Raw genomic sequence first — 12,834 nt, 5'->3', positions numbered from 1 at the left:
AGAGAAGACGCACCTATTGTTGTAGGCTCCTGCCACCAACAGCCATAACTTATTTTTTTAAGTAAATTATCAAGATGCTGAGAAATTGCGTTTTTAGGTTTTCGTCCAATGTAAGTAAAAGTTCCTTCATCCATGTAATGACCTTTGACGCTAGAATCCAGCTTACAAGCCACATGCATTGCATATTGGAACTCCATACGCCGATCATTGCCGGTAAAAATATTCTCTGGCCTGTAACATTCAATCAGCTCTTTTATCGCTTTAAATACAATTTTTCTTTGTTTTAATTTACTTAAACTTCCAGGAAAATGACCTGCAAAACAATATGATTCATGAAAGGGAGAGTTCTTCCAACTCTTCAATTGCTCAAAGTCTTTATTGCCCGTAAGTGGCTGATTGACAAAAACCACAACTGCCTTTTCATTACGACGTTGACTTGCAATAGCCATTGCAACATAAAGATTGAACAGCTTTGATACGATGTAGAAAGAGCATCTCATGAGGATCGTTTCTCAATTCCTTAAAGATATTGAAAGGGCGCTTTCACGTCCTCTCTAGTAGTATCGAGCTTTACTGAGCAGATCATTTTTTCTATGCCAACATTTGCCCTTAACATAAACTGGTCAATTTTTTCTTGTTCTATCGGGGTGAATGGCCATTTCTCAGGATAATTGTCTGACTCTATATCCTTAATGGTAACAACCCTTGATGACTCACCCAAAATATCACCAAGCAAATTTTCTATTTTAGGGGTATTAGAAGCAATAGCAGCAAAAGGAATCCTGTTTTTTATGCACATTGTTACAGTATGAAATCGACCAGTTACAATCAGCTCATACTCTCTCAATGTATCTATGTAAGCTTGGGGTTCTGTTGATCTATTACGATCCTCAAACCACCACTTCCAACAGTTTTTAACGTAGGTACGAGGGCTCTTCCAAAAGGGCTTATTTCGGGGATGTGCAAGCATCATCGTTACGTATCTATACCCTTTGGTATTTGCGTATTTTTTAAGCCTAGATGCCATTGGCTTAACCGTGTTATCAGTTACACAAATAGAAGATTTATGAGACTCCACCGCCCTATAAGGTACTGCCTCATAAAAGGTCAAATCAGGCACATATGTACCAACAATGTCTCGATCAGCTAGTTCAGCTAAACTAGCTCGATCTCGAACATATATCCCACGATATGCCTTTAAGAGATCATATGACTCATCAGTGTTATTAAACAGCGTTGAATTAATCAAATAGCAATTTTCAGATATATACTGATTTGAAAACGCTGCAAATTCCATTAAAGCCTGCGCATATTTTTTTCTGCCGCTGTTATTGATAGTCCCTTCACCATTAACAATAACCAGATCGACCTCAGGAAATGCGAGTATCTCGTCTTTATGCAAACGCCAGTCTTTGTGCACTGGCCATGACCACGCAACACTCATATCATTGTCATGTAGCAGCTTATGAAGATTATCCATAACCAGCGAACACCCATAGTGACTGTGTTTACGGGTGTCATTAACCACGCCAACTTTTAGCATATTAAACTCTCATAATAAAACGGTGGGCTCAAAAACTACTATGCAAGCACAATAAAAGCAGTATTGTAACACTTATACATCTTCATGGGATTTGCAAAAACAAGTATTGTCTATTTCGTATAGAGCCCTGACTGCATGGGCCTTTCATGAAGTTATTTTGAGCAGATCTATTTAGGGCAACATTTCAAAAATGAAACAACACCTTTTCCTGGCTTCAACGCCATTCAATATGTTAACTGCTGCAATGGTTGCCTTATCTTTACCTGCCGAAGATGAAAAAACACTCTGGTTGATAGATCAACCATCTGAGACTAACTCCTTTATAAAGGCCATATTGTCCTGGCCATCATCGCCATTCAAGGAAAGCTGTATAATTTCAAACAAGGCTCGGGGTAAAAATAAAAGGCTGCAACGGAACAGAGAACTCCAAAGAATACTCTCACTATTACCGGATATAGCTCCAAGTAAAATATATACCGGCAATGACCGCCGAATAGAGTTCCAATATTCTATGGCCCATGCAGTTTCGACTCCTGTAGGCGTCTACCTTGATGATGGAACATATACATATCTAGGCAGAAAAACCAACTGGTTCAAAGATCAGTTGGTTGATAATATCATTAAGAAAATTGTGTATGGCACCTGGTGGAAACAGCCTAAAACCATTGGTGCTAGCGACTGGATTCAGGATGCATATATAGCCTTCCCGAAATTTGCTTGCTCTGCACTCCAGGATAAAAATATTCGCCAACTTCCTTTAAATCTGAATCGAAATGAGTTTCGAGAGTTGTCTCTGCTTTCCCTTCAGGGTTTGGATACAGACACTGACATTTCCACTCTGGGTGGTCTGTTACTTCTTCCACACGATTCAGTTGTTAATCATTCATCACTACTTAAATTTAAAGAGTGGTGTAAGAATATTAATGGCCGGATCGCTTATAAGCACCACCCAAGAACCAGTAACAAAACAGCTTTTACTTCAGCTATACCATCAAAATCATTAGAACTGCCGTCAAAAGTCCCCATGGAAGTGATGCTACCTTTACTTCCTGAAAACTGCGTAATTGTTGGTGATATTTCAACGGCTCTGTTAACTAGCAAATGGCTCAGACCCGAGCTTTCCGTATCTGCTATTGCAGATGACATCAGTGAACCAGAGTGGATATTTTTGTTAAAAGAATTACAGATAGAAATCTTAGATTAAATTATCCTACCGTAACTTGCTGCTGCAAAGCTTTCCATACGATCGCTGGTGTCAAGCCAGCAAAAACTACAGGCTCCACATCTCTGTTAGCTTGTGACTGATCTTTAGCCTCCAGACATATCTGATCTTTACCATAACCGCCCACCAGACCAGGATCAGTTGAGCCAAACAGAATGATATTAGGCCGATCCAGCGCTGCAGCCATATGCGACAGCCCCGTATCAACAGATACACATCCTGCAGCACCGGCCAGTACCTTAGTTACCTTAGCCAGAGTAAGCTTCGGCAAGACCTCGACGTTAGCCTGCCCTTTTGCAAGTCGCTCTGCTCTGGCTTGTTCTTCGGCATTACCCCAGGGCAGCTTAATCTTCCAACCAGCGTCGGTTGCTTTAGCAATCAACTCTATCCAATAGGTTTCAGGCCAATGCTTATCAAAGCGGGTAGTACTGTGCAGGAAAACAAGGTAATCCGAGGCTGGCGCCTGCTCATCGGCAAAGTGACTTCGAATAGCAAAATCACCCCGCCCCTTTAACTCATATCCTAAAACCTGGGCAAATAACTGCCGGGTGCGTTCGACTGCGTGCTGATTTTTATCCACCGAATAAGTGCGGTCGTAAAATTTGCTCGCGAATGACTCCCGGGCTGATGTCTTATCATAGCCACAGCGAATACCCCGGGCATAGCGGGTCGCCAACACAGCACTTTTGAGAAGCCCCTGTGCATCAATAATAACGTCATACTGCTGCTCAGTTAGCGCTTTACGGTAGGCTTTCCATTCACCGCTTCGCAGAGTCTGCCAGATATTCTTACGCCAGCGTCTGATCGCCACCGGAATTACCCGGTCAACCGCAAAATGCCAGGCAGGAATCTCGGCAAAACCTTCTTCAACAACCCAGTCGAATTGAATTCCAGGAATCGCTTTAGTTGCATCAGTCAAAGCCGGTAATGTATGAATAACATCACCCATAGAGGACGTTTTAACAATCAGAACTTTCAAGGATATTCCCAATCAGGTGGCCGCGATAGCAGAAGCCCCGAGTATACCATTTCTGATTCAGGCTTCACTCTTTTGGGCAATAGTCAGGAAAACCATTATTTCTTATCCTGTTTGTGCCTTTCTTAGCCCAGCCGATTCCCTTTTCATTGATTGCTGATTACAATCATTGACCTGAAAAATTAGCTGAATCACGCTGCGTGCAACAGAATAATTAACTTTTTACGAGTTCGAGGTAATCAATGGCAGCATTTGGAACTGTGTTTATGCCGGAAATGATCATTTCCTGGTTTGATGGTAACGGCTGGAGCAACGCTGAAGTTGTTAGCAGCGATAGCTTACAACTGCATCCCGGGGCACATGTCCTGCACTATTCCAGTACCTGCTTTGAAGGCTTAAAAGCATTCAGGCATGCCGATGATTCGATTAAGATTTTCCGTATGGACCGTAATATCGAGCGTTTTGCACAAAGCAGTGAGCTACTGGCCCTGCCTGAGCTGGACAAAGCGGCAACTGAAAAGATGATTCTGGATATTGTCGCGAAATTCAAGAATGACGTGCCTGAAGCCCCTGGTTCAATGTATATCCGTCCAACTCATATCGGAACAGAGCCAGCGATCGGTAAAGCCGCAAGCCCTTCTCTCACCTCATGTCAGTACATTTTGCTCTCTCCAGTTGGTGATTATTTCTCCGGTGGTGATACTACGTTACGCCTGCTATTAGAAGAGCATGGCGCTCGTTGTGCAGCCCACATGGGTATGATTAAAAGTGGCGGCAACTATGCCAGCGCGATGCGACCAATTATGAAGGCTAAAGCTGAGCTTAATGCCGACCAGGTATTGTTCTGCCCTGATGGCGATGTTCAGGAAACCGGTGCAGCAAATTTCCTGCTGATCGATGGTAATGAAGTCATTACTAAAGCCCTGGATGAAAGCTTTCTGCACGGAGTCACCCGTGACTCTATTCTGACCATTGCCCGTGATCTGGGTATGGATGTTCAGGAACGTCAGCTGACGGTAGAGGAGCTCCTTGAACGAGCGGCTAAACCGGGCTGTGAAGCAGCTCTTTCCGGCACCGCAGCGGTACTCACCTCCGTCGGTACTTTAATACATAATGGAAAAGAGCATACTGTCGGCAACGGTGGTGTTGGCCAGACAACGCTTAAGCTTCGCCAGGCCCTTAATGATATCCAATGGGGTAAAGCTGAAGATAAATTTGGCTGGCTAACCAGTATCTGAAAGCTTTAAGCTGAAAAAACGCACCTCTGGGTGCGTTTTTTTATGGCTGGATTAAGTGAAAGCTAAACCTATCACTTTACCTGAGCACCCCAGATACGAATCACTTCAGTCCGACAATCATCCAGGTGGTCGGCACTGATAGTCGTAGACAGATCCTGCATAACTTGCCGGTGCCCCACTGCACGATAGTTTTTATAAGCTTCACGTAGCGTCTCAGCATCACTGGCAGGGATAACTCCGGTACCCTCCATCGCATCAAGAATACGTATATTATCGGTAAATTCGATTAGCTCTGGGAATTTATGTGAATAAGCCAGTGCGCTGTATTGCACAATAAATTCGATATCAACAATACCGCCTTTATCTTGTTTAAGATTAAATTTCTCATCCGCATCTTTATCTGATGTCCCCAGATGATCACGCATTTTCTTGCGCATTTTTATAACTTCTTCAGCCAGCTCAGGTAAAACACGTTGCTGCTGCAAGATATTAGCCCGCACTTGTTCAAACTTTTGTTTCAGCCCAACGGAACCAGCAATAACCCTGGCCCTGACTAACGCCTGATGCTCCCAGGTCCAGGCTTCCTTCTGTTGATATTCCTCAAAGGCTTTCAACGAGCTCACCAACAGGCCTGAATTACCCGATGGACGTAAACGCATATCCACTTCATAAAGCTGGCCACCGGTAGTAAAGGTATTCAGTATATGGATCATTTTCTGACCCAGACGGGTGAAGAAAACAGAGTTTGCGACCGGTTTTTTGCCTTCGGTAAACAAGTTCGCCTCTGCGTCATGAACGAATACCAGATCCAGATCTGAACCATATGAGAGCTCAATGCCTCCCATTTTCCCGTAGCCGACTACGACAAAGTCCGGATCACAGGGCACGCCTTTTGTTTTATAAGGCACACCATGCTTTTCAGTCATCAGGCGCCAGGCAATTTCAAGTACAACTTCGATAATGGCCTCAGCCAACCAGGTCAGATAATCACTAACCTTCATCAATGGCAAAGCACCGGTGATATCAGATGCAGCTACCCGCAGCGAATGCGCGCTTTTAAAGTAACGCAGGGTTTCCATCAACTGCTCTTCATCATCCTCGGGAATACGCAGCAACTGCTGTCTGAGGTCCGCCTGTAGCTCCTCTTTAGAGGGCGGAGAATAAAGCGCACGCTGATCAATCAGCTCATCTAACAGTACCGGCTGTTTAGCCAGAGTCTCACTAAACCAGGCACTGGCGGAACAAAGCTTAACTAACTGACGCATCGCACCGGGATTTTCCGCCAGCAACACCAGGTAAGCTGAACGGCGAATAACCGCCTGGATTAACTTTAATACGCGCTCCAGCGTTTCCGCAGAGTTTTCCACCCCAACCACTTCATTCATCAGCTTTGGCAGTACCGCCAGTAAACGTTCCTGACCTACCGCCTGCATAACCTGCACAGAACGTGACGATTTTAAGCTACTAAAGGCTTTCCATGCCTGTTGCGGATTATCCACCCCATTCTCAATAAAGAATGCTTCTCCTTCCTCATCGCTATAATCACTGTTCCAGAGCAGTAACCACTCACTACTCTGATCGGATTCCTCTTCGGCTTCTTCAGCCGGCGCAATCGCATTAGCAAAGTGTTCAGTAACCCGGGCTCGTTGACGGTCCAGCTCAACCATAAAGCTGTCCCAGCTATCGCAACCCATGCTGTACGCCAGACGAGCCTGACCTACTTCATCTGTAGGTAACTCCTGCGTCTGACGATCTGCCACCGCCTGAATACAATGTTCAGCGTTTCGCAGGAAGGTATAAGCGTCTGTCAGTTCGGCAACCGCCTGTTCAGGCATCCCTACCGTTTCAGGTAGTAAAGGTAAAATATTGAGCAGCTCTCGCTGCTGCAGACGTGGATCACGACCACCCCGAATTAACTGAAACGCCTGGGCAACAAACTCAACCTCCCGAATACCTCCGGAGCCCAGCTTCACATTGCCATGTAAGCCTTTACGACGAACCTCCCGGTTAATCATCTCTTTCATCGACCGCAGAGAATCAAAGGCACTAAAATCGATATACTTCCGGTACACGAACGGCCGTAACATACTCTGAAGCTCAGCTCCGGCTTGCTGATCCCCCGCAACCACGCGGGCTTTGATCATGGCATAACGTTCCCAGTCACGGCCCTGATCCTGGTAATACTCTTCCATCGCGGCAAAGCTGCACACCAGGGGACCACTGGCACCATAAGGGCGTAAACGCATATCCGTACGGAAAACAAAACCATCGGCGGTAAGGTTATCAAGCGCCTGTATCAGCTTTTGCCCCAGACGACTGAAAAAATCCTGATTAGCCAGCACCCGACGACCCCCTTCGGTCATGCCTTTTTCCGGATAGGCAAAAATCAGATCGATATCAGAAGACAGATTCAACTCATAGGCACCGAGCTTACCCATGCCCAGCACTACCAGCTGCTGAGGTTCAGCTGGTACGTCCTCTGATGCAACTGAGTGAGGTACGCCCCACTTTCCTGTGCACTCGTTATACAGCCAGTTTAGCGCCTGATCGATACAGGCGTCGGCCAGAGCAGAAAGATCAGCAGTGGTCGCCCGCATATCACTGATTCGGGTCAGATCACGCCAGATAATGCGCACCATCTCCCGTTGCCGGAATTTACGCAGCAGCATATGCAGCAGCATTTCGCTATCGGCGACTGACAATTTCTGCGCAAGCTGTTGTGCGTACTCACCGGTGTCATAAGTTCTATACAGGTCATTTGTCGCCTGTAAGTCGGCCAATAACCCGGCATTACGCTTTAACTGTTCGGCGACATAATCACTACCGGTCAGTACCCTTATCAGGTCTTCATTAAAACGATCGGGTATATTTTTCAGGTCGGTACAAGCAGCCTCTGCTTTATCAACATTATGCCGGGTAGCGGCCTGAACAGACGAAGGGAGCTTTTCAATCAATTGGCTGAGCATAGATCCATGTACTCTTAGAAACCGATGTATTCTTTCAGCTTAACAAAAAGCACTTTTTGACTCGATATTTTTATCTGTAATATTTCTGTAACAAAAAATTAATACTATGCTGCAATCCAAGAAAATACGAAGTGAAAACAGCCTGTTACTGGGGTATAGAAGAGAGCATTAAGATTTCTGCCTCGAATTTATGTCAATTCAGTTACATTTATATTTCTTTTTCACTACAAAGACATCAAAAGCGCACGTATACTCGCGCAAATTTTGCTTTAACAGCGGTGATTTTATGGTTACTAACAACCCGATTTTGCAAATGTTCGCTCGCTCTCCGTTCCGCCCTATGCAGGAACATATTGCGAAGGCACAATCCTGTGCAATCGAGCTGGTTCCGTTCTTCGATGCAGTAATGGCTGAAGACTGGGACAAAGCCGCTGAAGTTCAGCACAAGATCGCAGTACTTGAAGGCGAAGCGGATACAATGAAGAAAGAGGTTCGTCTGAACCTGCCGAAAAGTATCTTTCTGCCTGTACCCCGTACTGATCTGCTCGATCTGCTACGCATGCAGGATAAGATTGCAAACCGTTCAAAAGATATTGCTGGCCTGATGCTGGGCCGTAAAATGACTATTCCGAAACATATTCAGCCACTGATGGCTGAATATGTCCGTGCTTCCCTTAAGACTTCAGGTCAGGCCCTGACCGCACTTAATGAACTTGATGAGCTGGTTACTGCAGGCTTCCGTGGTCATGAAGTAGACGTGGTTGAAACCATGATCAATGAACTGGATGATCTGGAACACGATGCCGATGAGATGGAACGCCAGGTACGTTTAGCCCTGTTTGAAGTTGAAAAAGAACTACACCCTATCGATGCAATGTTCCTGTATCAGATCATTCGCTGGGTTGGTGATGTAGCAGATAAAGCACAACAGGTTGGCAGCCGTCTGCAGCTATTGCTGGCGAAATAATCCGATTTCTGACTTTTTAATTTAGGTAAATCATCATGAACATCATTGTTGAGTATGGCAGCGTACTGATCATCATGGCATGTGTGTTTGGCTTCTTTATGGCCTGGGGTGTTGGCGCAAACGATGTAGCCAACGCGATGGGTACATCCGTTGGCTCTAAAGCGTTGACGTTGAAGCAAGCAATTATTATCGCCATCATCTTCGAGTTTGCCGGGGCTTATCTGGCAGGTGGCGCAGTAACGGAGACTATACGTAAAGGTATTATCGACCCAGCACTGTTATCCGGCACCCCCGAACTCCTGGTTTTCGGTATGATGTCAGCCCTGCTGGCAGCCGGAATCTGGCTATTAATCGCAACAGCGATGGGCTGGCCGGTATCCACCACTCACTCGATTGTTGGTGCTGTCGTAGGTTTTGCTGCCGTCGGTATATCCGTGGATGCGGTGAACTGGGCCAAGGTTATGAAAATTGTTGCCAGCTGGGTTGTCTCCCCCGTGACGGCAGGACTTATAGCCTTCTTCCTGTTCCGAAGTGTGCAGAAACTGATTCTGGATACTGAAGATCCGTTTAAAAATGCCAAGAAGTATGTCCCTATGTATATCTTCCTGGTGGGCTTCATGATCTCCATGGTGACCTTCACTAAAGGCCTGAAGCATGTAGGTCTGAACCCTGGCTTTGGTGCAAGCGCGCTGATATCTATAGGTGTTGCGTTTGTCACTATGTTGCTGGGCATCGCAATGCTTCGCAAGATTACAGCCCGTGCTGAAGACAACCGTGACTACCACTTTGCCAGTGTAGAGAAAGTATTTGGTGTACTGATGATGTTCACCGCCTGCGCTATGGCTTTTGCTCACGGCTCTAACGATGTAGCAAACGCCGTTGGCCCTCTGGCTGCTATCGTGGGTGTTGTTGGCTCTGCGGGTGAAGTCGCACAGAAATCAGCGATGCCGGTATGGATCCTGTTGTTAGGTGGTGCAGGTATCGTTGCCGGTCTGGTTATGTACGGCCATAAAGTTATCGCAACTATTGGTAATAACATTACTGAACTGACACCAAGCCGCGGCTTTGCAGCTACGCTGGCGGCTGCGTCAACGGTGGTATTTGCATCAGGTACCGGTCTGCCAATCTCCACAACCCACACCTTAGTAGGTGCAGTTCTGGGTGTAGGCATTGCCCGTGGATTGTCCGCTCTGAACCTGCGTGTTGTGGGTACTATCTTCGTTTCCTGGATAGTGACTCTACCTGCAGGTGCAGCGCTGTCGATCATGTTCTTCTTTATGTTTAAAGGCATGTTCAGCTAATCTGCTCAGCAATTTTATTAAGGCGGTCATCATGACCGCCTTTTTTATTTGCGCTAAAGACTGCACAATGTCCGGATAACAGAATAAACCGGACGTATCTATGCAGCACTCTCCTCCCGATCTGCTCACTATGCTGGCAGAACTGATCGCAACGCCTTCCGTTAGCTGTACAGCCGCGCATTGGGATCAAAGTAATCTGAGTGTCATCGAAAAACTTGAAAGCTGGCTATCCTGCTTAGGTTTTAAAACCGAAGTCATGGGGATACCCGGGCACCCGGAAAAGGCCAACCTGATTGCCACTCTGGGTAGCGGCCCGGGTGGACTGGTGCTCTCCGGTCATACCGATACCGTGCCCTTCAATGCCGAGTTGTGGAATAGCGACCCTTTTAAGCTGACTGAAAAAGATAGTCGCTTTTATGGTCTTGGCACCTGCGATATGAAAGGTTTCTTTCCTATCGCTATTGAAGCAGCGCGTAAATACGCCGATAAAACGCTGCAACAGCCACTTATCATTCTCGCGACGGCCGACGAAGAAAGCTCAATGAATGGTGCCAGAGCCCTGGCCGAGGCGGGTAAACCTAAAGCCCGTTATGCGGTTATCGGTGAGCCCACTAGCATGCGCCCTATTTACATGCACAAAGGCATGATGATGGAGGCTATCCGGATTAAAGGCAGTGCCGGCCATTCATCTGATCCGAGCCTCGGTGCCAATGCGCTGGAAGCGATGCACTCAGTGTTGGGCGAGTTGATTAACTTCAGGCAGGAGTTGCAACGGGATTATCAGAACAGTGATTTCAAAGTTTCAGTACCGACCCTTAACCTGGGCTGCATTCACGGCGGCGATAACCCAAATCGTATCTGCGGTGCCTGCGACCTGGAATATGACCTGCGCCCGCTGCCTGGCATGTCGGCAGACCTGCTGCGGGAGAGCGTATCTAAACGACTCAGCACTCTGGAACAACGCTTTAATGTGGACATCACCACCGAAGCCCTGTTCCCCGGCATACCTGCATTTCAGAATGACAAACATTCCGAACTGGTAACTACGGCGGAGAAGCTCACCGGTTATCAGGCAGAAGCTGTGGCCTTTGGCACCGAAGCTCCGTTCCTGCAAGAATTGGGTATGGACACTATCGTGATGGGCCCCGGCTCAATCGATCAGGCCCATCAGCCCGATGAGTATTTGGCTTTTGATCAGATAAAGCCTACAGTAGCGATACTAGAACAACTGATTGCAAAGTACTGTTTTTAATTGTGATTACTGATAACACTCAATACGTAAACTGGTTTCGTCACAGCTCCCCCTATATCAATGCACACCGGGGGAAAACCTTCGTCCTGATGCTTGGAGGGGAGGCGCTTGCCGATCCGAATTTCGCCAATACAGTGCACGATATCGCACTGTTAAACAGCCTGGGCGTAAAACTGATACTGATTCATGGCTCCCGACCACAGATCGAAGCCCGGCTTAAACAGCAAAACATCAGCGATCGAATCCATCATCACCTGCGGGTTACCGATAGCGAAACCCTGCAATGTGTCATTGAAGCAGCAGCCAGTCTGCGTATCGAGATCGAAGCCAAGCTCTCCATGGGATTGGCTAATTCACCGATGCACGGTGCTAAAATACGGGTTTGTAGTGGCAACTTTGTAACAGCCCGTCCTGTTGGTATCTACAAAGGTGTCGACCTTTGCCATACAGGCGAAGTTCGTCGGGTCGATAGCGAGGCGATACGTCAACAACTGAGCAATAACAATATTGTACTGATCTCTCATCTGGGCTACTCACCAACCGGTGAAGTGTTCAATCTGAGTGTTGAAGATGTTGCCACTCAGACGGCGATCAGCCTGAAAGCGGATAAACTGATCATGTTTGGTCATGACGGTGGCGTCAGAGACAGTGATGACAACTTACGCACCGAGCTACTTGCAGACACTGCCGAACGTCTGGTAACTCAGTATATGGCGAAACAAAGCTCTCCTGACCAATCGCCATCAGAGCTGGCCCGACACCTACAAGCGGCAGTTAAAGCCTCTCGTAACGGTGTGCCCCGCAGCCATCTGATCAGCTACCAGAAGGATGGTGCACTGGTATCCGAACTGTTTAGTCGCAACGGTATCGGTACCATGGTGCTAGAGCAGTCCTACGAGCAGATTCGTCCGGCAACCATTGAAGATGTAGGCGGCATTCTTGAACTGATTAAGCCGATGGAAGAGGCTGGCATATTAGTGCGTCGATCAAGAGAACTGCTGGAATCTGAAATAAACTGTTTCACTGTGGTCGATCTGGATGGCGCTATAATCGGCTGCGCGGCCCTGTATCCCTTTACCGAAGATAAAGCAGGCGAACTGGCCTGTGTCGCAATATCATCAGAATATCGGGGCGGTGACCGGGGTGATAAATTGCTGCAAGCCATTGAAGACTCCGCGCGTGATCAGGGATTACATAAACTCTTTGTACTGACGACCCGAACCGCACACTGGTTTATTGAGCGCAGTTTTGCAGAAGTCGACGTCGCGTCACTGCCAAACGGTAAGCAAGCGCTATATAACTTCCAGCGCAACTCCAAAGCCTTTGTAAAGCAACTTGGCTAAACCGCTAATCGAAACAATCAGAATAG

At 46.9% G+C, this 12,834-nt stretch carries 10 protein-coding genes; 6 read left to right on the top strand and 4 right to left on the bottom strand.

The genetic code is table 11. From position 1 onward, the window contains the following. Together EHS89_RS12695 and EHS89_RS12690 are read right to left on the bottom strand one after the other, a co-directional pair. On the bottom strand, positions 1–449 hold a 449-nt coding region (locus EHS89_RS12695; RefSeq protein WP_211340338.1), incomplete at its 3' end, for a hypothetical protein. Positions 450–520: 71 nt separating this feature from the next. Then, positions 521–1,480: a polysaccharide pyruvyl transferase family protein gene (locus EHS89_RS12690; protein WP_170167495.1), complete on the bottom strand. Its 960-nt coding sequence runs from the start codon at positions 1,478–1,480 to the stop codon at positions 521–523. A gap of 253 nt (positions 1,481–1,733) precedes the next feature. Between EHS89_RS12690 and EHS89_RS12685 the strand changes: the two genes are divergently transcribed. Beyond that, on the top strand, positions 1,734–2,747 hold the full coding sequence (locus tag EHS89_RS12685) for a polysialyltransferase family glycosyltransferase (RefSeq protein ID WP_124926515.1): 1,014 nt from the start codon (positions 1,734–1,736) through the stop codon (positions 2,745–2,747). 1 nt (position 2,748) lies between these two features. Here EHS89_RS12685 and rfaC read toward each other — a convergent pair whose 3' ends face one another. Further along, positions 2,749–3,744 carry a lipopolysaccharide heptosyltransferase RfaC gene (gene rfaC / locus EHS89_RS12680; protein WP_124926514.1) on the bottom strand — a complete coding sequence of 332 codons (996 nt, stop codon included), beginning with the start codon at positions 3,742–3,744 and terminating at the stop codon, positions 2,749–2,751. A 239-nt stretch (positions 3,745–3,983) separates the two neighbouring features. On the opposite strand from rfaC, the gene EHS89_RS12675 reads away from it, so the two are divergent. Beyond that, a complete protein-coding gene (locus EHS89_RS12675; protein WP_124926513.1) occupies positions 3,984–4,979 on the top strand; it encodes a branched-chain amino acid aminotransferase in 996 nt (331 codons plus the stop codon). A gap of 71 nt (positions 4,980–5,050) precedes the next feature. Here the strand turns inward: EHS89_RS12675 and glnE are convergent, their stop codons facing one another. Then, positions 5,051–7,945 carry a bifunctional [glutamate--ammonia ligase]-adenylyl-L-tyrosine phosphorylase/[glutamate--ammonia-ligase] adenylyltransferase gene (glnE, locus tag EHS89_RS12670; protein WP_124926512.1) on the bottom strand — a complete coding sequence of 965 codons (2,895 nt, stop codon included), beginning with the start codon at positions 7,943–7,945 and terminating at the stop codon, positions 5,051–5,053. A 286-nt stretch (positions 7,946–8,231) separates the two neighbouring features. Between glnE and EHS89_RS12665 the strand changes: the two genes are divergently transcribed. The 4 genes from EHS89_RS12665 to argA all read left to right on the top strand — a co-directional run bounded on the left by EHS89_RS12665 (position 8,232) and on the right by argA (position 12,808). Next, positions 8,232–8,912, top strand: coding sequence for a TIGR00153 family protein (locus tag EHS89_RS12665; RefSeq protein WP_124926511.1), 681 nt, complete (start codon positions 8,232–8,234; stop codon positions 8,910–8,912). A gap of 35 nt (positions 8,913–8,947) precedes the next feature. Beyond that, on the top strand, positions 8,948–10,213 hold the full coding sequence (locus EHS89_RS12660; protein ID WP_124926510.1) for an inorganic phosphate transporter: 1,266 nt from the start codon (positions 8,948–8,950) through the stop codon (positions 10,211–10,213). Positions 10,214–10,313: 100 nt separating this feature from the next. Next, complete coding sequence (argE, locus tag EHS89_RS12655) at positions 10,314–11,465, top strand: acetylornithine deacetylase (RefSeq protein ID WP_124926509.1); 1,152 nt, start codon at positions 10,314–10,316, stop codon at positions 11,463–11,465. A gap of 2 nt (positions 11,466–11,467) precedes the next feature. Further along, complete coding sequence (gene argA / locus EHS89_RS12650; protein ID WP_124926508.1) at positions 11,468–12,808, top strand: amino-acid N-acetyltransferase; 1,341 nt, start codon at positions 11,468–11,470, stop codon at positions 12,806–12,808. Positions 12,809–12,834 lie beyond the last annotated feature (26 nt).

This window comes from Amphritea balenae (genome assembly GCF_003858655.1).
Classification (GTDB): Bacteria; Pseudomonadota; Gammaproteobacteria; order Pseudomonadales; family Balneatricaceae; genus Amphritea; species Amphritea balenae.
Note: the sequence above shows the minus strand (reverse complement) of the source record. Positions and strands in the feature narration are given on the sequence as shown.